General features: G+C 61.1%; 18 protein-coding genes. 4 read left to right on the forward strand and 14 right to left on the reverse strand.

The window, feature by feature from the left end:
- Positions 1-116: 116 nt before the first annotated feature.
- The 5 genes from INQ47_RS01035 to INQ47_RS01055 all read right to left on the reverse strand — a co-directional run bounded on the left by INQ47_RS01035 (position 117) and on the right by INQ47_RS01055 (position 6,266).
- On the reverse strand, positions 117-1,442 hold the full coding sequence (locus INQ47_RS01035; protein ID WP_103469077.1) for an MFS transporter: 1,326 nt from the start codon (positions 1,440-1,442) through the stop codon (positions 117-119).
- 241 nt (positions 1,443-1,683) lie between these two features.
- Entirely contained in the window at positions 1,684-3,372 is a 1,689-nt protein-coding gene (locus tag INQ47_RS01040) for an FAD-dependent oxidoreductase (protein ID WP_404700824.1), read from the reverse strand.
- Between the two features lie 41 nt (positions 3,373-3,413).
- Positions 3,414-3,734 (reverse strand): NIPSNAP family protein, encoded by a 321-nt coding sequence (locus INQ47_RS01045; protein WP_003250862.1) that lies wholly within the window; start codon positions 3,732-3,734, stop codon positions 3,414-3,416.
- Complete coding sequence (locus tag INQ47_RS01050; RefSeq protein WP_404700825.1) at positions 3,719-5,452, reverse strand: FAD-dependent oxidoreductase; 1,734 nt, start codon at positions 5,450-5,452, stop codon at positions 3,719-3,721. The genes INQ47_RS01045 and INQ47_RS01050 overlap by 16 nt, the downstream gene beginning before the upstream one ends.
- Positions 5,453-5,456: 4 nt before the next feature.
- Positions 5,457-6,266, reverse strand: coding sequence for a shikimate dehydrogenase family protein (locus tag INQ47_RS01055; protein WP_404700826.1), 810 nt, complete (start codon positions 6,264-6,266; stop codon positions 5,457-5,459).
- Between the two features lie 156 nt (positions 6,267-6,422).
- Between INQ47_RS01055 and INQ47_RS01060 the strand changes: the two genes are divergently transcribed.
- Positions 6,423-7,193, forward strand: a complete 771-nt coding sequence (locus tag INQ47_RS01060) for an IclR family transcriptional regulator (RefSeq protein WP_404700827.1) — start codon at positions 6,423-6,425, stop codon at positions 7,191-7,193.
- 126 nt (positions 7,194-7,319) lie between these two features.
- On the opposite strand, the gene INQ47_RS01065 is transcribed toward INQ47_RS01060, so the two are convergent.
- From INQ47_RS01065 to INQ47_RS01085, 5 genes are all read right to left on the reverse strand, one after another.
- Complete coding sequence (locus INQ47_RS01065) at positions 7,320-7,577, reverse strand: PAAR domain-containing protein (RefSeq protein ID WP_003250871.1); 258 nt, start codon at positions 7,575-7,577, stop codon at positions 7,320-7,322.
- Positions 7,574-8,467 carry a DUF6708 domain-containing protein gene (locus INQ47_RS01070; protein ID WP_404700828.1) on the reverse strand — a complete coding sequence of 298 codons (894 nt, stop codon included), beginning with the start codon at positions 8,465-8,467 and terminating at the stop codon, positions 7,574-7,576. The genes INQ47_RS01065 and INQ47_RS01070 overlap by 4 nt, the downstream gene beginning before the upstream one ends.
- A 149-nt stretch (positions 8,468-8,616) precedes the next feature.
- Positions 8,617-9,510: a DUF6708 domain-containing protein gene (locus INQ47_RS01075; RefSeq protein WP_404700829.1), complete on the reverse strand. Its 894-nt coding sequence runs from the start codon at positions 9,508-9,510 to the stop codon at positions 8,617-8,619.
- Positions 9,511-9,512: 2 nt separating this feature from the next.
- Positions 9,513-12,503 carry a T6SS effector BTH_I2691 family protein gene (locus INQ47_RS01080; protein WP_404700830.1) on the reverse strand — a complete coding sequence of 997 codons (2,991 nt, stop codon included), beginning with the start codon at positions 12,501-12,503 and terminating at the stop codon, positions 9,513-9,515.
- Between the two features lie 332 nt (positions 12,504-12,835).
- A complete protein-coding gene (locus INQ47_RS01085) occupies positions 12,836-13,123 on the reverse strand; it encodes a hypothetical protein (RefSeq protein WP_176683260.1) in 288 nt (95 codons plus the stop codon).
- A gap of 164 nt (positions 13,124-13,287) precedes the next feature.
- On the opposite strand from INQ47_RS01085, the gene INQ47_RS01090 reads away from it, so the two are divergent.
- Positions 13,288-13,716, forward strand: a complete 429-nt coding sequence (locus INQ47_RS01090; protein WP_339444145.1) for a DUF2231 domain-containing protein — start codon at positions 13,288-13,290, stop codon at positions 13,714-13,716.
- On the forward strand, positions 13,713-15,005 hold the full coding sequence (locus tag INQ47_RS01095; protein WP_404700831.1) for a PQQ-dependent sugar dehydrogenase: 1,293 nt from the start codon (positions 13,713-13,715) through the stop codon (positions 15,003-15,005). The genes INQ47_RS01090 and INQ47_RS01095 overlap by 4 nt, the downstream gene beginning before the upstream one ends.
- Positions 15,006-15,089: 84 nt before the next feature.
- Here INQ47_RS01095 and INQ47_RS01100 read toward each other — a convergent pair whose 3' ends face one another.
- Positions 15,090-17,222, reverse strand: a complete 2,133-nt coding sequence (locus tag INQ47_RS01100; RefSeq protein ID WP_404700832.1) for a TonB-dependent receptor — start codon at positions 17,220-17,222, stop codon at positions 15,090-15,092.
- 216 nt (positions 17,223-17,438) lie between these two features.
- On the opposite strand from INQ47_RS01100, the gene INQ47_RS01105 reads away from it, so the two are divergent.
- A complete protein-coding gene (locus INQ47_RS01105) occupies positions 17,439-18,020 on the forward strand; it encodes a hypothetical protein (RefSeq protein WP_252459213.1) in 582 nt (193 codons plus the stop codon).
- Between the two features lie 80 nt (positions 18,021-18,100).
- Here INQ47_RS01105 and INQ47_RS01110 read toward each other — a convergent pair whose 3' ends face one another.
- The 3 genes from INQ47_RS01110 to INQ47_RS01120 form a co-directional block, all read right to left on the reverse strand.
- Positions 18,101-18,739, reverse strand: a complete 639-nt coding sequence (locus INQ47_RS01110) for a peroxiredoxin-like family protein (protein ID WP_404700833.1) — start codon at positions 18,737-18,739, stop codon at positions 18,101-18,103.
- A 20-nt stretch (positions 18,740-18,759) separates the two neighbouring features.
- Positions 18,760-19,524, reverse strand: coding sequence for a hypothetical protein (locus INQ47_RS01115; protein ID WP_404700834.1), 765 nt, complete (start codon positions 19,522-19,524; stop codon positions 18,760-18,762).
- Positions 19,525-19,858: 334 nt separating this feature from the next.
- Positions 19,859-20,368 carry a MarR family winged helix-turn-helix transcriptional regulator gene (locus INQ47_RS01120; protein WP_176683267.1) on the reverse strand — a complete coding sequence of 170 codons (510 nt, stop codon included), beginning with the start codon at positions 20,366-20,368 and terminating at the stop codon, positions 19,859-19,861.
- Positions 20,369-20,508: the final 140 nt, after the last annotated feature.

Consider the following 20,508-nt stretch of genomic DNA (forward strand, 5'->3'; position numbering starts at 1 on the left):
CCGTGGGTCAACCCGCTCACACACCGAACGCTGCATTGTCGTTGTCCGTTTCTCAAGAAACTCCAAGCCAAAAAAAGGGCCCGCAAGGGCCCCGTAGAGGTAAGTGGCTAGCGCTCTCAGGCGCTCTCGACCTTGCGCGGTGCCATGAAATACATCCACACCAACGCCAGGAAGTACATGGCGGGGATCATGGTAAACAGCACGGCATAGTTGTTGTTGGTAGCGGTCAGCACGCTGCCGACAATCTGCGTCATGAACATCCCGCCAATTGCCGCACACATGCTGCCGAAGCCGAATACGGTGCTCACCAGGTGCTTGGGTGTGTAGTCCATCACCAGGCTCCAGATATTCGCCGTCCACGCCTGGTGCGCGCCTACCGCGATCGAGATGGCCGCCACCGCGACCCACAGTCCACTGGCGTTGGCGGCAAAGATGACGCTGAGCATGGTGCAGGCAAAGATCAGCATGGACACCAAGCGCGCTGTCGTGGCTCGCACGCCACGGCCGATCAGCCACGACGACAGGATGCCTCCGCCGATGCTGCCGAAGTCTGCCGTCAGCCAGATGATGATCAACGGGATCCCCATCTGGGTCACGTTGATGCCCAGGCTGTATTGCTGGTTCAGGAACGGCGGCAGCCAGTACAGGTAGAACCAGAACACCGGTGCGGTCATCGCATAGGCCACTGCAAAAGCCCAGGTGCCACGCAGGCGCAGGATACGGCTGAACGGCACGCGGGTCGGCTCGGGCTCATCATCCTGCTGGATGTACTGCACCTCGCTCTGACGCACGCGGGGGTGGTCTTCAGGGTTGTAGTACTTCAATACCCACAGCACGACCCACACCAGGCCCAGGCTGCCCATGGCGATGAACGCAGCCTGCCAGCCCCACACAGCCAGGATCAGCGGCAACAGCGCGGGGGTGACCATGGCGCCAACATTGGTGCCGGCGTTGAACAGCCCCGTTGCAATGGCCCGCTCACCCGCCGGGAACCACAGGCGCACGGTCTTGACGCAGGCCGGGTAGTTGGCGGCCTCGGTCAGGCCGAGGATGAAGCGGCAGACCATGAAACCTGCCGCCGAGGTGGCCAGGCCGTGGGCACCCGTGGCCAGGCTCCACAGCAGTACAGCGAAGAAGAAGGCCCGTTTGACCCCAACCTTGTCGATCAGCCGGCCTTGCAGCAGAAAGCCGATGGCGTAGCCGACCTGGAACCAGAAATTGATGTTGGCGTAGTCCATCGCCGTCCAGCTCATTTCCTTGGCCAGCACGGGCTGCATGATGCCGAGGGCGGCGCGGTCGATGTAGTTCAGGGTGGTGGCGAAGAACACCAGGGCCAGCATGCCCCAACGGGTCTTGCCGACGCCAAAGGCGCCGCGGAGCTTGTCGCCGATCGAGCCCTGGGACATCCGGGGCGCGGCGGGGGGGATCTTGGAGTGGTTCATAGACTGCTCGTTTCTTGAAATTGTATTCAGCTGCGGTGCTACGGGTACGTGACCGCTTCCCAGGCAGGGGGGCACGCAAGGCCGGTGCATGGTGAGCAGTGAAGACAGCAGCGTCAATTCGAGAGACGGGCTACTGTTCGGTTATCGAACGGTTGCGTTGGCCGGCGGGCGCGGCAGCTATTCACGTCACTGGAGGGTAGAAGGCTTTGGCATTGGTTGCCTGATGGGCGCAAAACCGACATCAATGATGTGCACAGCCCGCGCTCAACGCTCTACCGGCCAGATACCCGAAGGTCATCCCTGGCCCAAGGGTAATGCCGCCGCTCGGGTAGTACCCACCCATCACGCTGTGCATGTCGTTACCCACTGCAAACAACCCAGGTATCGGCTGCCCTGCGTGGTCCAGTACGCGGGCCGAGGCGTCTGTGTCCAGGCCGGCGAAGGTGCCAAGGCTGCCTGGCAGCAGTTTCACCGCATGGAACGGCCCCTTCAGCAACGGCCGAAGCGACGGGTTAGGTGCCTGCTGCGGGTCGCCTTGGGCCTGGTTGTAGGCCGACGCGCCACGCAGAAAGGTTGGGTCTTCACCTTGTGCCGCATGATGGTTGAAACCCTCCACCGTGCGCTGCAACTGCTCGGCGTCGATCCCGCAGCGCTGCGCCAGTTGCGCCAGGGTAGCGCCGCTGTGCAAATAGCCACTGCGCTGATAGAAGCGGGTAGGGAAGGGAAAGGGCTTGGCCCAACCGATGCCATAGCGTCGTTGCGCAGCATGGTCGCAGATCAGCCAGGCCTCCGGCTGCTCAGCCTGCGGCGTGGCGGCGAACAGCGCGTTCATGAAGTCGTGGTAGCAATCGGCTTCGTTGACGAAGCGCCGACCATCGCGGCGCACGGCGATGAAACCGGGCTTCGCGCGGTCGATCAGGTGTGGAAAATGGCCGAAATGGCCATTGCCGCGCGGTACCTGCGATACCGGCGCCCAAGCGCCCCCGTGGGCGCCTGCCGCAGACACCTGGCCACCCGCCTGTTCGCCCAGGCGCAAACCGTCACCGATATTCTCCCTGGGCGCAGCGGAGTAATGCTGGTCACCGTCTGGCGCGTGCGGCATCAGTTGCGAGATACGCTGGCGATCATGTGGGAAACCACCACACGCTAGCACCACACCACGCCGTGCGTAGATCGCTTGGCCATCGGCAAACAGCGCGCCGTTGACCCGTTCTTCGCACAACAACAGACGGTTGGCCGCTTTCTCGGTCAGCAATGTCACGCCACGATCAAGGGCGCTGCGCAGCAGGCGCGCTACCAGCGCGTTGCCATTGACCAGATGCAGGCCGCGACGGTGCAGCAGCAGGTCTCGGCCATGGCGCAGCAGGCGCTTGCCAACATGCAGCGCTGCCTTCGGCGAGCGTGTGGCGTTGAAGAAGGCAGCCATGTCGGCGCCCCCGGCAATGCCCATGCCGGCCAGGCTGACAATGTCCAGCGGCGGGCGCAACTTGTGCAGCCAAGGCCCTAGCCGGCGCCCGTCGTAAGGTAATGCACACAGCGAGCGACCGCCGCGTGCACTGCCATCGCCTTCACGCATGTCGGGCATACGGCTGCCGCACTGGAACTGCACGGCAGTGTGTTGCTGGAAGAACGCCACCATTTCCGGACCATGGCGCAGGAAGGCGCGTTGACGCGGGTCCAGCTCGCGGGTGTGGGTTTGCGCACGCAGATAGCGCTCCGGGGCATCGTCGGCTTCGACGATGCCTTCGGCGATGGCCAGGGGGTTGCGCGGTATCCACAACCAGCCCCCCGACCAGGCGCTGGTGCCGCCCAGCTGGCCGGCTTTTTCCGCGACGACCACTGTCAGGCCATGATGCGCGGCGGTTACGGCGGCAGCCAGGCCAGAGGCGCCGGAGCCGATGACGAGTACGTCACATTCAAGGGGGGGCATGGAAGGGGTCCGCTCGGCTGTTGGAGGAGGTGGCGTGTGGCTTACTGCAGCGGTGAGAAACCGGTCGGGCGCAGCAGCCGCGATTGCAGGCGCAGTACCGCGCCCAGCTCGCGATTGCGTCGCGAGAATTCCGCCCAGCGCGAGTCTGCCGCCATGGCTGCGCGGCGTGCCATGCGGTCGTCGAGGCTGGCATAGCCCCAGATGTGCACCACTTGGTTGACGTCGCCGAACTCGCTGGTGAAAAAGCCCACCAGGTTGCCCAGGTGTTCGCTCTGCACCTCGAGTGCGTGGCTTTGGTACAGGGCCAGCCAGTCGGCCATTTTCAATGGGTCGAGGGTGTAGGTTCTCAGTTCGTAGTACATGCCGGGTTCTCCGTATGGGTAGCCGGCGCCTGCAGGCGCGCGGTGATGTGGTTGGCAGCAAGCCAGCCGAAGGTGAGGGCAGGGCCCAGGGTGATGCCGGGGCCGGGGTAGGTGCCTTTCATCAGTGAGTTCATGTCGTTGCCGACCGCATACAGCCCGGGAATGGGCAAACCGCTGCGGTTCAGCACGTTGGCATCGGCGTTGGTCACCAGGCCACGGGCTGAACCGAGGTCGCCGGTGTGAATGCGGATGGCATAGAACGGCCCCTTGGTAAGGGGTGCCAAGCATGGGTTGGGCGTATGTTGCGGGTCGCCCATGTAACGGTTGTAACTGTTGCCGCCTTTGCCAAATGCGTGGTCGATGCCATTGCTGGCATCGCTGTTGAACTGTGCAAGTGTTTGCGCAAACACCTGTGGATCGACGCCGATGGCCAGGGCCAGTGCCTGCGATGTGGTGGCCCGGTACAGGTAGCCTGCGTCGATCAACGCCTGGTTGTTGACGGGTTTGGGCCGCGCCAGGCCAAGCCCGTACCGGTTCATTGCCTCGGCATCGCAGACCAGCCAGCAGCTGGCAATGCCGTTGGCGAACATGGTGTGCACGAAGTGGTGGTAGGAGTCGGACTCGTTGACGAAGCGCCGCCCGGCTTGGTCTACCGCAATCACGCCCGGCTTGGCGCGGTCGGTGACCAGGTGCGGGAAGCGCTCACGTTCACCATCGGCATGACGCAGTTCGGAAACCGGTGCCCAGAAAAAGTTGGCCGCCAGGCTCTCGCCCTCGGCTGCTGCCACGGCTTGGGCAAGGCGCAGGGCGGCTCCGTCGTTGGCCGGTGGTGACAGGGTCAGGTGCGGCGCCTTTTGAGCAGGGCGGTAGCCGGCGGCCATTGCGCCTGCTGCGAATCCGCCCATGGCGCACACCACGCCACCACGGGCCATTACCCGCTCACGGCGGCCCTCGCGCTGTACGACCACGCCCGTGATCACGCCGTGCTCGGCGATCAGCTCCACGGCTTCGCTGCGCAACCACAACTGCGTGCCGTGGGCGAAGGCGCTGGTGGCCAGGCGGGCGATCAATGCGTTGCCGGTGGTAAGCCGGGTGCCGCGTGGGTGCTGCAGGCGGTCGCGCGCGTAACGCGTCATCAGCTTCAGGCAATGCCACAGCGACCTGGGTGAGCGGCGAATGCTGAGGAAATGCTGGATATCCACCCGGTTGACCATCATGCCGCCGAACAGCAGCATGCCGGGCGGAGGCATCTGCAGATCCTTGAAGCGTGTACCCAGGTGCTTGCCGTCGTATTCGACCATTTCCAGCGCCCGGCCGAACTGAGTGGCACCGGGTGCATCTGGGTAATAGTCGGGTGAGAGTGGGCGCAGGGCATAACGCAGTTCGGTGTTCTGCTCCAGCCAGCGCAGCGCTTGGTGGCCATGCTCGATGAAGGCATCGCCCAAGGCGGGGTCGTAGCCGTCGCCGATGACCTGCTTGAGATAGGTGCGCATTGCCTCGGGGGAGTCCTTGGCGCCGGCTTCACGGGCTTGGTCGGTGCCGTACAGCCACACTGCGCCGCCAGAAATCGCCGAGGTGCCGCCAAAGCGTTCGGCCTTTTCCACCACCAGTACCTTCAGCCCACGGCGGGCTGCGGTGGCGGCAGCGGCAAAACCACCGGCACCGCTGCCCAGCACAACCAGGTCGAAGCTGTTGTGTGTGTGCTCCAGAGTCGTCATGGCCTCAGATCTCCAGCGGTGTGACGCCCATGAAGGCGCCAAGGTGGCCCAGTTGGGCGAAGGCCATTTCCGGGCCAGTCTGGATCCTGCAACCTACTTGCCGCGCGCGGTTCAGCAGCGGGGTTATCTCGGGTGAGGTGACCACGTCGGCGACCAGGGTGTCTGGCAGCAGGGTAGCCAGCACGGCGGTGGACAGCGGCAGCTCTGCGCGGGTGCCCATGCCGACTGGGGACGCGTTGGCCACCAGGTCGAAGTCTTCCAGCCCACTGAACTGTGTGCTGACCGTGAGCCCGGGGAAGGTGTTGCCGAGCAGTTCGCATACAGCACCCATGCGTGCTGTGCTGGGGTCGCTGAGGGTAATGCTGGCGATCCCTGCCTCAGCCAGTGCATAGGCAATGGCACTGCCAACACCGCCGCAACCGATCACCAGTGCCCGTTTGCCCGCCGGCTTGAAGCCATGCTTGTGCGCAGCGCCGAGGAAGCCAGCGCCGTCCACGTTGTCGCCCAGCAGGCGTCCGTCGTGCTCGCGACGTATCACATTGACCGAACCCAGGGCAGCTGCGCGCTCGCTCAGGCCGTCCACGCGGTTGGCCAGCGCCTGCTTGTAAGGCACGGTGACCACGCAACCGCGTAGGTTCTGCCAGCCACGCAGGGTATCCGCAAAGCTGTCCAGCGCCGCCTCGTGCAGGTCGATGGGCAGCATGGCGAGGTTGCAGTTGTTGTGGTTGAGCCAGGTGTTGAAGTTTTCCGGGGACTTCACCTGGGCGATGGGCGAACCGACGATGGCGACCAGTTCAGTGGAACCTCGAATCATGCTGACCTCCTTATTGGCGTTGTTATGGAAGCAAGGGTGAGGCAGAGGGGCGTGGGCAACAATGCGCCAAGCGGCCACTTAATGCGATAATCGCAGTCATGATCCGGTTATCGCAGTAATCGGCTGTTTTTGTGCCTCTGGTAGCGAGTCGAATGCATGAACACACCCGTCATCCATCCCCGTGACCTGATCGCGGGCTTGCAGAAAGGCCTGGCGCTGATGCAACTGTTCAGCGCCGAGCAGCCGCGTCTGAGTGTGCCGCAGGCGGCCAGGTTATCTGGCCTTACGCCCAGTGCGGTGCGGCGGTTTCTGCTGACCTTGGTGCATGAGGGCTTTGCCGAAACGGACAGCCGTGAGTACTGGCTGACCCCCAAGGCCTTGCGTATCGGCCAGGCTTATGTGGACTCGGCGCAACTGCCGCGCATGCTGCGGCCGATTGTTGAACAGGTGGCGCGGCAGACCCAGGAGCACGTATCGGTGGGTACCCGCGATGGCGATGAGATCATCCATCTGGTGCGTAGCCGGTATAGCCATGTGGCGTCTTTGTCGATCAGGCCGGGCTCGCGGGTACCCATGTATTGCACGGCCGGCGGGCGGGTCTGGCTGGCCTGGCTGGATGAGGGGGAGCGGGACGAATACTTTGCCCGTCACCCGCTGCGGGCATTGACGCCTTACACACTGACAGACCGGGCGCAGCTGGACGCTGAGCTGCTGCGCGTGAAGGGGCAGGGGTTCTGTATCGTTGATCAGGAATATGAAATCGGTATGCGGGTGCTGGGGGTGCCATTGCTGGGGCGGGCCGGTCAGTTGAAAGCGACGCTGACCATCACTACTCATGCTTCGCGGTTGAGTATTGATGAGATACGGTTGCGGTATTTACCGACCCTGTATGAGGCACAGGCGTTGCTTCGGCCAGTGCTGGATTGACGCAGACATGGCGCAGTTTGCGGGCTGGCGCCATGGATGTGAGAACGGGTCACCCGGAAAGGTGGCTTTGCTCGCCTTTTGGGCCGCTGGACGTTCAGCATCCGGCTCGGTGGCTGGTAGTGGCTTTCAATCAATGAGCCAACCCTGGTCCCCCTCGATCAAGGTCCCTCCATGACTGGTAGTGTCACCCTCCCTTGCTGCGGGGTGGCCCTCGATGATTGTGCAGGCAGCGCCGGTTTCGATAACGGCGCCACAACTGATGCGATCGCCCACACGAGCGACGGCCTTGCCATCCACGAATGTTGCATTTGCGCCGGTTTCCACAGTGCCTTCGCCATGGAGCGGGCAGCTATGACGATGGCCTACCAGTACGATGGGTTTCATTTGCGCTTCCTTTTGCCGGGTTGAACGGGGGCTTCTTCGAAGGCCGCTGGTGGCGGTGGCGCTGCTCGGACGTTGAACAGGCGGCAGATGCCATACCAGCAGAGGGCGACGGAGAGGTTGTAGGGAAACAGCACGGCCCAGAACGGCAATTGCCAGTTCTTTTTACCCTGCATTTCACCGGGCTCGCCGGTTCGCCAGGGGGCATAGTGGCGCCAGGCTTCTGCCGGGGTCAGGCAGATGGCGTGCAGTGGCTTGTGCCACCAGTTGGGTTCACCGGGCGGGGGGAGTTTGTCCGGGCCGTGGTCCATGAAGTGGCGGAGGTATTCCCATACCTCGGCCACATGCTTGACGCCGGGTTCGGTGGGTTCGTTGCTGTCGACCCAGAGGCAGTCTTTTTGATGCAGGCTGCCGTCTTCCCGGCGGGGGGCGAAGGCGAGGGCATAGCTGGTGCTGAATGATGAGCCGCCGTATTCGGTGCGTTTGAAGATGCCACCTCCGGTGTTGGCCCATTCGAATACGAGTACCTTGCTCAAACGTTGGTAGTAGATTTTTTGGGTCGCCCGATTGAAGCAGAAGCTTGATAGGCGTTTTATGAAATATATTCGATAAATGAGGAAAGGTAGGAAAGTGAAAGGCATAAGCAAGAATCCGGTCGCCAGTAATGGAGCGGATTCGTACATGTGCCATATATCTCTGGAGAGTAAGTGTGGGTAAAAGCCGGAAATTGATAAAATAATTATCGCGCAATACAGCTTTCCCATGAAGACAGAGTCTGTGACCCATGGATTCCTTAAGCATAAAATGGTGTCAGATAAGCTTAATAGTTGTCCTGTGATAGAGGGCTTGTGTCCAGAGTCTGACATTGAGTTGAATATCCAGATGGTTGCCATGATCAGCGCTCCAGACGAAAAATTGACAAGGTCTCAGCCATGGCCGGGAAGTCGCGGGTGCATGGCGCGTTGGTGTAGTGCACCGTCAGGATGTGTACGCGTGAGCTGCAGACAGGGCCCGGAGGTAGCGCTGCTGACGGAGGCGTCGCTCATGTACGCTTCCTTCGGGTTGAATGCTCTGGTGCCTCCTCAAATGCTTCGGGAGGCGGTGGCGCTGCTCGGACGTTGAACAGGCGGCAGATGCCATACCAGCAGATGGCGACGGAGAGGTTGTAGGGGAACAGAACGGCCCAGAACGGCAATTGCCAGTTCTTTTTGCCCTGCATTTCACCGGGCTCGCCGGTTCGCCAGGGGGCATAGTGGCGCCAGGCTTCGGCCGGGGTCAGGCAGATGGCGTGCAGTGGCTTGTGCCACCAGTTGGGTTCACCGGGCGGGGGGAGTTTGTCCGGGCCGTGGTCCATGAAGTGGCGCAGGTATTCCCACACTTCGGCGACATGCTTGACGCCGGGTTCGGTGGGTTCGTTGCTGTCGACCCAGAGGCAGTCTTTTTGATGCAGGCTGCCGTCTTCCCGGCGGGGGGCGAAGGCGAGGGCATAGCTGGTGCTGAACGATGAGCCGCCGTATTCGGTGCGCTTGAAGATGCCACCTCCGGTGTTGGCCCATTCGAATATTAGTACCTTACTCAGACGTTGGTAATAGATTTTTTGGGTTGACCGATTGAAGCAGAAACTTGATAGGCGTTTTATGAAATATATTCGATAGGCTAAGAATGGGAGGAAGATGAAAGGTGTAATTAGTGTAAGGAGGATAAAGGTATGACTAAAGGTGTATGGGTTCCAGGCTTCACTGGTTAGTAAGTAAGGGTAGGTGAAGACAACGAGCGCAATGGTCATTGCACAGTACAGCTTTCCCATAAAGACTGAGTCTGTTACCCAGGGGTTTTTCAGGCATAAGGTGGTTTTTGACAAGCTTGATAGTTGCCCGCCAATAGCGGGCTTATGCCCTGAACTTGAGCCTGAATTGAATATCCAGATGGTTGCCATGATCAGCGCTCCAGACGAAAAATTGACAGGGTCTCATTATCTTCGTCCAGGCCTTGATTGGCGTTGTAGGTTAGATGAAGTGAGACATGATTTTGGTTGGCTAGGGTGTTTTCGAAATGTAGAACTAAGCCAGCATCTACGATGTGGCCGGTCGGGCTGATTGGAAAAACGTCAATTCCTTGATCGTCACGGAGGGAACTCAAACTTCCTGACCATTCACTTACGCCTAGCCTGAACGCAGGCAGCAGCACTGTGAATTCTACGGTTGGTTGGGATGTGGCTACTTCGTTATGTGTGATAGCTGTCCAATTTGGCGGCGACCAGTGGTTGTTCTGATGCCATCGGGTGTCGACTTTAGTTATGCCGAGGGATAGGGCCTGCTCGGCGGATAGTAGCTTGGGTCCGTAATGTTCATTGTGCCAAGCCTTAATTTCTGTTTGCAGTGAGGTGAAAGCAGGAAGTTTTTTGTCAAAGTCCAAGTTGATATCAGCGTGCGACTCTCCATCATTGATGCGATTACCGAATATGCTACGTGCTGCCCACAGTTCTATTGGGCTGTGAAGGTGCTCATGTGCCTTGGCGTGCAGGTAGAGGCCTCCTGCAATGATGGCTACTCCTACGAGGACAAGGGCCGCCGCGGCCCATCCGGCAAAGGGCACAACCGATGTCACGCCCGCGATTGCAAGTCCTGCTTCAAGGACGACAGCGGAACCGACAGCCATGGTGAAACCACCAGTCAACGTGTAATCGGCAGCCGCTTGATTGCCGTTCGCTTTCTGGCGCCTTGCTTTGGAGATATCAGAAAGCAAGCTAAATGCAATTGCCGGGTAACCGGCTAAACGCGCAAACAGATTGCTACTCAAAAACTTGATAACCCCATTGCCAAAGGCCATGCCCGGCGCTGTGGCACTTAATCTCAGCATGACGGCCTTTTGCGTTGCCCGTACGCTGACCAACGTTGCCGCCGCTGCACCAATCACCCCGAAAACAGATGAAGCGAACCCCAGGGTGTATTCCGGTGCATCGCTCTTCTGCAGGCTGTTGTAGGCCGTCTTGAGCGATAAGATGTTGAACCACAGCATCCCCGCGTTTAAACCACCACCACCGCCGGAGGTGAGCAACCCAAGGAAGTTGGGTTTCACCCGCGCAGTGGTGGTCAGCTCGATCGACACCGTGCGGCTACCCGAGATGCGCAACGCTTTCATCTCTTCCACCTGCGCCATGCCGCTCTTCAAATACCGCTGCACCTCCTGGCTAAATGGATTTTCCGTAATGGCCTGCTCGGTGATGCGATAGCGCGCCGCCAACAACCCCAGTGCTTTCTCGGCATTGGCCTCACGCGCTGCCAACTGCACCTGCTGGCGCAGGCCATGGCTGGCATCCCAACGGGTCTGGCCACGCACGCGCTTGAGCACCACGGCATTGACCGACTGGGCGGTGAGGTCGGTGATGTCCGCCATGGCCGGGAAGCGCCCCGCCAATCCCTCGATCACGTTGTCGCTGGCGCCGAACAAGGAGCCGATGGCGTCGGCTTTGTCCTTGAACGGGTTGAACGGCGCCAAGGCGGTGTAAAGCGGGCTGTCGTGCTGGTCCAGCCATTGCTCCAGGCGTTTGAAGCGTCGGTCATGATCTTCGGTGCCGGGTGTCGGCTGGCCCATCGGGTAAATCAGCAAGGCCAGTGAGATTTCCAGACCGCGGGCGGAGGTGCGTTCGTCGCGGTCATAACAGGCCAAGGCGGCTGCCAGGCTGTAGGGGTTATCGATGTGTTGGGATTCGGCCGTCGCCAGCCAGGCGTCATGATCGTTGCTGGCTTGCAAGGCCAGGTTGCGCAGGGCGGCAATCCGTCGTTCCAGCGCGTCGCGTTCGGCGAGGAAGCGCCGGTATTTGTCGACATCGAGGCGCTGTGCCAGGCGTGCGCCATTGGGGGAGTAATCTTCATGGGTGAGGGCCTGGAAATGGGACTCGGCCGGCGACAGGGCAGGCCCTCGGCGTGACGTGCCCAACCTGAACGCGGCCAGTTCCGGTGAGGGGGCATCCGCCGGGTACAGGCTTTCCAGCGTCTTGTTCAGCAGCATGGCGACCAGGTTGCGATGGTGAAAGTCGCGGCTCTGCGGGCTGAGCTGCTCGGCATCCAGCCGGTAGCATGCCGGCACGCGCTCCTGCTCGGGAGGTTGGGCGGGTTTTGTGTGCTCCAGTTGCTCGGCCGGCATCAGGTCACGCAGTTGATGCTGGTAAGCCGAGACCGACAGGCTCAGGTCCAGGGCCATGCCTTCGGCGTCGGCGAGCGCTACCACCACTGGCACTTTCGGCTGGGTCCAGGGGTAGTGGCGGGCGATGGCAGTGAGGTTGCCGATGGGCAAAGTTTCGGTGATCGGGTCGCTGCTCCAGGTCAGCGGCATGCGCCGCTCGGTTGGCTTGAAGTCTTCGACCCAGGTTTGCAGGGCGCTCACTGGCAACATATGGGGCTGGGTGGACGGCGCCTGGTTGCCGCTCACCAGTTCGGCCATGTCCAGCTGGCGCATGTGCCGTTTGCGCAGGGCTGCCGAACCGGTGATACGGGCGGTGATGGCGTTGGTCCACAGGTGCGGGCTGTAGCCGATCCACACTTCCTTGGCGGAGTCCTGACAGGTGTCGGCCCACACCCAGCCCATGCTCTGGCCGGACAGGTAGCGCTCACGCCGGTGGTAGTCCTCCAGCCCTTGGTAGCGCAGCTCCTTGTAGAGGCCCGCGCCGACGTGCTCGTGAATGACCAGCTTTTCGCCCTGAGGGCCTTTCATGAACACGTAGACATAGCCTGGGCGCAAAGCGCGGAGGGTGTAGGCCGAGTGCTGCAGCGTGGGGAAGCCTTGTTCCAGGTTGAAGCCTGCATCGACATAGCGGCAGGCGGGGGCGTCGCCGGTGCGGGGTACGATGGCGTAGCGCACTGGCAGGATGGGTATGCGTGCGCTGCAGGCTGGGCCGGAGGTGGCGCGGCTGACGGAGGCATTGGTCATGCGAGCTCCTTGCTCAGAGAGACAGTCTTTTCGAACCAGAGACGCACTGCGGCAACTTTCAGTACTGACAAGACTGAAATGCCGTTATTCATACTGTGCTGGATTTCAGGCTCGAATCTATGCTGTAAGAAGTTTCCTACTTATTTGCTGAGATGAGCGGGCGATCAAGTATCTGTAATTCAAGTGAAAGACAATGCCTCGAACGCTGCTTTTGGGTCGAGGCTGAAAGTGTAAGATTTTATTTGAACGTATATGTATTGCGTTCGCGAAATATCGTGTGAAAAGTTGCAGTGTTTTTGTAGGAAGTTTCGTACTTTAAGATTGTTATATGTTCAGTTTTTGCACTTGGCCAGCACTACCTGGCAAGTCCTGGGCGTGCCTCCCGAGCGGCTGGCATAACGCACGCAGTTGTTCAGCGATTTCTGTTGCGCAATGCTCAATGTATTGCCCCAGGCCAGGCCGCCTTCACCGATAGTGGGGACGGCCTTGGCGAAGCAGTTGGAGCCCACTGCAGGCGTGGCGTAGCGTGCCTGGCTGGCTTTGCTGGAGCAACCAGCGGTAAATGCCAGGCTGAGGCAGAGCAGGGTAGCCAGTGCCCAGGACGCATGTGGTCTGCTCATGTATTCCCCTTCTGCGCTTGGCAGCAAATGCCTTGCAGGATATTTCATTACAGCGAAGCGGTGAACTATCTCGGCGTCAAGAGGCTCCTTTGCTAAGCGCACCCTGCGCTTACCTGATGGCGCAAGACCATCAGCCCTGGGTCACTGAATGAAAAGGAGGCACCGTGACCGCATCAGATCAAACCCTCTACCGCTGTACGCCCAGCCCGCTGCATGCCTTGCTGCTGGCAGGCAGTGTGCCGTTGTTCCTTGGCGCGCTGTTGAGCGATCTCGCCTACTACAACAGCTACCAGATTCAGTGGAGCAACTTCGCTGCTTGGCTGATCGCCGGTGCCTTGGTGTTCTGTGGGCTGGCACTGTTGTTCGCGCTGGCCAACCTGATCCGCGCCGAGCGCAAGGGCGGGCGCGCTACGTTGTACTTCGTACTGCTGCTGGTGACCTGGGTGCTTGGGCTGATCAATGCCTTCGAGCATGCCAAGGACGCCTGGGCGGTGATGCCTTCTGGGCTGGTGTTGTCGGTAATCGTGACAGTGCTCGCGGTGGTGGCCGCCTGGATCGGTTTGAGCAACCTGCGCTCAGGAGGTGTGGCATGAAGCCTTTGCATGCGTTCAGCCTGTTGAGCGTGGCGCTATTGTTGGGTGCCTGTGGTGGCGACGGCGAGCCGACCCAGGCCCATGGCCCGGACCCGAAGCTGCCGGAGCCTCAGCGCGGCTTGCTACCAAATATGAAGATTGCGCAGCCGGTTGCCTGGGGTGAGCTGAAACCGACCGTGCCGGAGGGCTTCAGTGTCACGGCCATTGCCACCGGCCTGAAAATCCCGCGTCAGAGCCTGGTGCTGCCCAATGGCGACATTCTGGTGGCTGAGGGTAGGGGGGGCAGCGCGGCCAAGCTCAAGCCCAAGGATGTGATCGCCAGCCAGATCAAGGCCAAGGGCAATACCCAGGTCAAGGGTGGCAACCGCCTGACCTTGCTGCGCGATGCTGACGGCGATGGAAACTACGAGCTACAGGCCGTGTTTGCGGAAAACCTCAACGCACCGTACGGCTTGGCCTATGCCAACGGCAAGCTGTATGTAGCCAACCAAGATGCGCTCGTGCGCTTTGACTACCAGGAAGGCCAGACCCAGGCCGACGGCCCGCCAACCAAGATCACCGACCTGCCGGCCGAGATCAACCACCATTGGACCAAGGCGCTGACCATCAGCCCGGATGGCCGCTTCTTGTATGTGGGTATCGGCTCGAACAGCAATATCACCGAGCGCGGCCTGGAGGTGGAGATCGATCGGGCCATGGTCTGGCAGGTCGATGCCGAGACCGGGGCGCACCGACCCTATGCCACCGGCTTGCGTAACCCGACGGCATTGACCATTCAGCCGCAGACCGGGCAGTTGTGGACGGTGGTCAACGAGCGGGATGAGTTGGGCCCTGACCTGGTGCCCGACTACCTTACCTCGGTGCGTGAGGGTGGCTTCTATGGTTGGCCTTACAGCTACTGGGGGCAGCATGTGGATGAGCGGGTGCGGCCGCAGAACCCGGACAAGGTGGCGGCGGCGATCAAGCCGGATTACAGCCTGGGTTCGCATGTGGCTGCACTGGGTGTGGACTTCTCGACCCCGGCAATGGGCGAGCGCTTTGCCGACGGTGTATTCGTGGGCGAGCACGGCAGCTGGAACCGGCCTAACCCGGTGGGTTACAAGGTGATTTTCGTGCCGTTCAGCAATGGCAAGCCTGCAGGGGAGCCGATCGACTTCGCCACTGGCTTTCGCGGTGAGGATGGCAAGACCCGGGGGCGACCGGTTGGGGTGACGGTGGACCCGCGGGGAGCGTTGATCATTGCCGATGACCTGGCGAATACGGTGTGGCGGGTGACGCGTAATCGCTGAATGCTATCTGATCAAATCGTCAAAGCTTGCTGGCGATGGGCCGCAGAGCGGCCCAATTGCTGAATGACAGGCATTGCGCGTGGGTCAGAAGCGGTAGTTGAAGCTGGCTTCCAGCGTGCGCGGTGCCCCTGGGGTGATCAGGTCGACCGAGCCATGTGCCGAGGCATAGTAGTCACGGTCGAACACGTTCTTCAGGCGCAGCGCGGCATCCCACTGCGGCACGCTGTACAGCAGCGCAGCGTCGAAGGTGGTATAGCCTGGCATCACCACCACATTGTCGAGTGCTGTGTAGCGTTCGTCGACGTAGTTGGCTCCGGCGGCCACACGCCACTCTGGTGTCAGGGTACGTACCAGCCAGACGTTGGCGCTGTTGCGCGGCGTCAGGGTAGGTGTCTGGCCTTCGTTCGCCACGCCATTGGTCTTGCTGTTGGACTTGGTGATTTCGGCGTCCAGGTAAGCGTAACCGGCATAGATCTGCCACTTGTCGGTGAGATGCCCGCTGACGGTGGCTTCAAAGCCATCGGTACGCTGTTCGCCAGCCAATACGGTCAGGTTGGGGTTGGCCGGGTCGGCAGTCTTCATGTTGGTGCGCTCAAGGCGGAACACTGCGGCGGTCAGTGACAGGCGGCTGTCGAGCAGGTCCCATTTGGCGCCGATTTCATAGTTGGTGGTTTCTTCCGGCTCCAGGTGCTGGTTGCTCGGGCTCACCGCGAACACTTCGCCCGAAGGCTGGTAGCTGCGGCTGACCGACACGTAGTAGGACTGGAATGCGTCTGGCTGGTAGACCAGGCCGGCACGCGGGCTCCAGGTCTTGTCGGTACGATCAAGGTCGATGTTCTGCACGCGGTCGTCGTCGTACTCCTGGCCAAAGATGTCATAACGCACACCGACCAACGCCTTCCAGTGCGCGTTCAGCTCGATCATGTCCTGCACGTACAGACCGGTGGTCTGCTGGAAGTTGGTGCCCTTGGAAGACAGGTTGGCGGCATGCTCCGGTATCGGCACCAAGGCATCGCGGTAAACCGGTACCTGGGCCACGTTGGTCTGGCTCAGCACGCGCTGGTATTTGTCCTGAAAGCCTGCTTCCACGCCATACAACAGGTTGTGCTGCATGCCCGCCAGTTGCGCCTGTTGCTTGAGCTCCGTCTGGTTGAACACACCGTACTCATCGCGGGCGACGTTGCCGCGGTTGAGCTTGATCAGCAGTTCACCATTGGGCGCGGTGACGAAGCGCGTCGGGCTGCTGTCGGCCAAGGTGTTGTTGCGGTCCAGGTCGTAGCGGTAGTAACGGCTGGTGTTGGTCAGGGTGAAGTTGTCGTTGATGCGGTAGTCCAGGCTGGCTGTAAGCGAGAACACCTCGCTGCGGACGTAATCCTGGTCAGCATCGCCAGAGCCGAAGCGCTTGTCGCGGTCCACGTCCACCGGGCGGTTGCCCAGGGCCGGTATGCCGAAGTCGATCAGGCGCTTGTCGTACAGGTAGGTGGCGCCCAGGTTCAGTTCCAGGTCGTCCGAGAGACGGAAGTAGGCCGACGGTGCGATGGCCTTGCGGTCGATGTAGCCATCATCGCGGAAGGTGTCGCTGTCTTCGAAGGCACCCGTTACGCGGTAGGCCTGGTTGCTTTGCGGGTCGGCCCAGCCGGTGTCGAATTGGGTTCGGCGTTTGCCTTCGCTGTCGAAGTTCATGCCGACTTCGCGCTTGGGTGTGAAGCTTGGTTTCTTGCTGATGCTGTTGATCAGCCCGCCCGAGGAGCCACGGCCATACAGCACCGCGGCCGGGCCCTTGATCACCTCGACGCGCTCGATGTTGGACAGATCGCGAAAGTACAGGGCGTCGTCACGCACGCCGTCTATGTACATGTCGCCAATGGCGCTGAATCCACGGATGGTCACCTGATCGCGTTGGCCGTCGCCGTTGGACAGGCCGATGCCGGGCACGTTCTTCAGCACGTCTTCCATGGACTGTGCGCCTTGGTCCTTGATCACGCTTTCGGGAACGACGTTGACAGTTTGCGGGATATCGCGCAGCGGCGCGTCGATCTTCATGGCGCTGCGGCTTTCACTGGCCTTGTAGCTTTGCTGCTCATAGACGCTGGTGACGGCGGTGGCGGGCAGAGCGAGGCTACTTTGCGTATCGGTTTGGGCGGCAGCGTGTACAGCAGGCACAACGAGCAGGCCAAGCATGGAAATGGATGCTGTGGCAACAGACTTTTTTGCCATTACAGGCGACTCTTTGTTGTTATCGGGAGTCACGAATAGTAATGATTTGCAAATGTAAAGCAAGTGTAAAGAATTCGTATTAGCTATAACAGTGGTTTCGGCGCCGAAATGCGTCGCGCGCCGGAAGGGCCGGCAAGGCGGCAGGTAATGGCTATGCTTGATACCGCGTGAACCTTTCACGCGCCTATTCGGACTTGATCACAGGGAAGCACGCCTATGAACCCCATTCGTACTCTCGCTCGTGCTGTAGCCCTTGCCACGCTGGCCTCTGCTGCCAGCTTCACGGTACAGGCTGCCGGTATCCCCATCGGGAGCGAGGCGCTGGAAAGCCATGTCACCACACAGGTAACGGCTATCGACCTGGTCACCCGCCAGGTCACGGTGAAAGGCCCTGACGAGAAGAAGGATGTGACGTTCCAGCTGACCGAAAAGGCCAAAGCGCTGCCCAACCTGAAAGTCGGTGACCAAGTCGACATCTACGTGACACGCGCGGTGGCCTATGTGCTCAATCCGGAAGTGGGTGGGGCGCCGAAAGCGACTGAAGAGTCCGGTACCATCCGTGCAACCGAGCAAAACCCCAACCCGGGCGGCGAGGCGTTCCGCCAGGTCAAGGTTACCTCTCAGATCAAGAAGATCGACCTCAAGACGCATGAGGTGAGCTTGTTGCCGCCGGAGGGCAAGCTGCAGGTGGTCAAGGTCGAGAATCCAGACCTGCAGAAACGCATGAAGAACCTCAAGGTTGGCCAGACGGTCGACGCGATCTACACCGAAGTGCTGCGCGTCGAAACCTCGCGCTGACCTCAGCCGTTGCCGACCTCGGTTACTCGCCTACGATCGGCCATTTGCGGTCGGGGCAGCCCGGTGCCTGGGAGCGGGCCTCAGTGGCCCGCGGCTTCGATCAAAGCCTGGGGGTCGGCACGCTCGGAGTAGTCGACATTGACGAAGGCATGGCGAATGCGGCCATCCTGGCCGATGACGAAAGCGCTGGCCATCGGCAGGCTGAGGTCGTCGCATTCGTTCAGTGCCTTGAGGTCGGCGCCAAGTGCTCGGTATACCGCCTCCAGTTCTGGCTCCAGCTCGAAGACGATGCCGTACTGGCGCGCCAGCTGGTTGCCCGGATCGCTCAGCAGTTGGTAGCGCACGCCCAGGGATTCGCGGGTTTTCAGGGTGGCAGCGCGGCTCTGGGCGGAGACGGCGACCAGCGTGGCACCGCTGGCGGCCAGATCGCCTGCCATCTGCTGGTATTCGCTGAGCACTACATTGCAGAACGGGCACCACAGGCCGCGGTAAAACACCAGTACCAGCGGGCCGCGTGCCAGCAGGGCCCGCAGGTCCACGGCCTTGCCATCGGCATCCTCCAGCACGGCCAGCGGGGCGTTGTCGCCGGCTTTGAGCACGTGGTCCTCAGGATGCCTTGCGATCAGGGCTTGCAGCGAGGCGCCAAATTTTTCCAGCACCTCGGTGGGCAGTTGGGCCATCTGCTGTTTGACAGCGTCGAGTTTTTCCTTGAGTGACATGCTTGTTTCCTTGTGATGGTTCACTGGGGCAGGCTTCGGGTAGCACGGGTTTGTATGCGCTGCGAGGCCTTGCAGGCCGGGGGATGGCGCTGAAACAGCTGAAGTACCCAGTCGGGACGGGTCTTGCTGGCATCATTGAGCCAATTGGCGACCGAGTCCTGGGCATATTTCTCGGCTTCGGCCAGCAGCGGTACCAGCAACGGCTCGGCCACTTCTGGATGTTGCTTGAGCGTGGCAATGTGCTCGCACCAAACGCCGCGCGGGCGCAGGATCTCGATGCAGAACCGACGCACCAGTGGGTCTGCATCGCTGGTATGGCGGCCAAGTAGTGCCAGGGCGGCTTCAGGGTGCTGGGCCAGGCGCGGGCGCAGGGCAATCCAGGCCCATTCACGCACGCCGAAATGCTCATCGCGGGCGAAGCGAAACTGCGCCAGCAGGGCATCTTCCACAGGCTGCGAGCGTGCAAGGTACGCCTGGGCGAACGCCGCCCAGCTGCGCACGGTATCGGACGGGTGCGTGCAGCATTGCTCGAACACCTGCTGGCGCAAAGGCTCGGGGGCCTGCTCTAGCCACTTGCCCAGCGCCAGGCCAATGGCCGCCACTTTTTTTGACAGGCCCAGTGCCTGGGCCTGGTCTGCACTGGCAGCGAGGTGCTCTACCAACGCTGCGGGCAGTTGGCCTGCCAAGGCGTTGACCAGGGCGGCTTGATCCACCGCCAGGCATTCGGCCAGGTTGCGGGTTGGGAGTTGGCCAAGGTCGATCAGGGACTTTCGGTCGTCGCTCATTGCTGAGGTTCCATGGCGGTGGCACGGTGCACTCGATGACCGGCCAGGCACGTGCACAGCCTCGTTGATGTGCACATCCTCCAGTGGACGGCCCAGTGCCGAATCTTCGATGGGCGAAAGCTGAAACCCTCGATGGCCAGTGGCTGTCTGGCAAGGCGGCGGATGAACAGTCGCCGGTAAAGTGCCGCTGGCAGGCAGGCCTCGAGCCAAGGTTGGCGACGACTTGACTGGTCGTGTTCGCTATGTACCCGGGGCTTCCTGCCAAGCCGGGCCGATACGCTCTGATTCTGCAACATTATCCACCTCCATGTGGTCTTGCGGGTGTGCCTTGGGTTCAGTGCTTGTCCGGTGGCAGTGCCAGGGCAGGACTGGCCGAGAGTGCCTGTAGCGTGATGGACAGGGCGTCGCGTTGCGTGTTGTCCAGTGACTGCATGATCGTACCGATCCAGTCGGTGTGTTCTGCGAATACGGCGTCGAGTACCGCTATGCCTGCCGAGGTTAGGCTGATGCTCAGCTTGCGACGGTCATGGGCGTCCTTGCGGCGCTTGATAAAACCATCACCCTGCAGGCCGTCGAGCAGGCCGGTCACGGTACCTGAGGTGATTGCCAGGCGCGTCGCCAGCTCCAGCGGCGCCAGGCGGCCGCCTGCGCCTTGCAAGGTCAGGAGGATTGCGAACCGCCCTTCCGACAGGTTATGGCGGGCCAACCGTGCGGCGCATACCCGGTTAATGGCCGCTGCAGCGGACAGGAGTTCGAAACACAGGCGCACGTTCTGTCTGGCGTCAGCGGGGGCCTCGGTCAGTGCATCGAGCATGATGTGATGCTTGTTCTCAAGCGTATTCATAAGGCGCAGTTTATCTTGGTGCCTTACTAAGTCAACAGCACAGATGTCTCAGGGTGAAGACAGCATGCGCACGCTGGACAAAAGGGATGTTTCACTATGCAGGGTACGAATAGTTCAAGTGCAGGATTTTGATTTCTATC

The organism is Pseudomonas sp. 3HC3 (assembly GCF_044904505.1).
Lineage (GTDB): Bacteria > Pseudomonadota > Gammaproteobacteria > Pseudomonadales > Pseudomonadaceae > Aquipseudomonas > Aquipseudomonas putida_Y.

What these genes read in the sequence shown, in the direction of transcription:
- INQ47_RS01060 (WP_404700827.1), top strand. Translation starts at nt 6,423, where the DNA reads ATGAACACACCCGTCATCCATCCCCGTGACCTGATCGCGGGCTTGCAG.
- INQ47_RS01070 (WP_404700828.1), bottom strand. Translation starts at nt 8,467, where the DNA reads ATGGCAACCATCTGGATATTCAACTCAATGTCAGACTCTGGACACAAG.
- INQ47_RS01075 (WP_404700829.1), bottom strand. Translation starts at nt 9,510, where the DNA reads ATGGCAACCATCTGGATATTCAATTCAGGCTCAAGTTCAGGGCATAAG.
- INQ47_RS01045 (WP_003250862.1), bottom strand. Translation starts at nt 3,734, where the DNA reads ATGTACTACGAACTGAGAACCTACACCCTCGACCCATTGAAAATGGCC.
- INQ47_RS01085 (WP_176683260.1), bottom strand. Translation starts at nt 13,123, where the DNA reads ATGAGCAGACCACATGCGTCCTGGGCACTGGCTACCCTGCTCTGCCTC.
- INQ47_RS01080 (WP_404700830.1), bottom strand. Translation starts at nt 12,503, where the DNA reads ATGACCAATGCCTCCGTCAGCCGCGCCACCTCCGGCCCAGCCTGCAGC.
- INQ47_RS01105 (WP_252459213.1), top strand. Translation starts at nt 17,439, where the DNA reads ATGAACCCCATTCGTACTCTCGCTCGTGCTGTAGCCCTTGCCACGCTG.
- INQ47_RS01100 (WP_404700832.1), bottom strand. Translation starts at nt 17,222, where the DNA reads ATGGCAAAAAAGTCTGTTGCCACAGCATCCATTTCCATGCTTGGCCTG.
- INQ47_RS01040 (WP_404700824.1), bottom strand. Translation starts at nt 3,372, where the DNA reads ATGCCCCCCCTTGAATGTGACGTACTCGTCATCGGCTCCGGCGCCTCT.
- INQ47_RS01065 (WP_003250871.1), bottom strand. Translation starts at nt 7,577, where the DNA reads ATGAAACCCATCGTACTGGTAGGCCATCGTCATAGCTGCCCGCTCCAT.
- INQ47_RS01095 (WP_404700831.1), top strand. Translation starts at nt 13,713, where the DNA reads ATGAAGCCTTTGCATGCGTTCAGCCTGTTGAGCGTGGCGCTATTGTTG.
- INQ47_RS01035 (WP_103469077.1), bottom strand. Translation starts at nt 1,442, where the DNA reads ATGAACCACTCCAAGATCCCCCCCGCCGCGCCCCGGATGTCCCAGGGC.
- INQ47_RS01050 (WP_404700825.1), bottom strand. Translation starts at nt 5,452, where the DNA reads ATGACGACTCTGGAGCACACACACAACAGCTTCGACCTGGTTGTGCTG.
- INQ47_RS01115 (WP_404700834.1), bottom strand. Translation starts at nt 19,524, where the DNA reads ATGAGCGACGACCGAAAGTCCCTGATCGACCTTGGCCAACTCCCAACC.
- INQ47_RS01055 (WP_404700826.1), bottom strand. Translation starts at nt 6,266, where the DNA reads ATGATTCGAGGTTCCACTGAACTGGTCGCCATCGTCGGTTCGCCCATC.
- INQ47_RS01110 (WP_404700833.1), bottom strand. Translation starts at nt 18,739, where the DNA reads ATGTCACTCAAGGAAAAACTCGACGCTGTCAAACAGCAGATGGCCCAA.
- INQ47_RS01120 (WP_176683267.1), bottom strand. Translation starts at nt 20,368, where the DNA reads ATGAATACGCTTGAGAACAAGCATCACATCATGCTCGATGCACTGACC.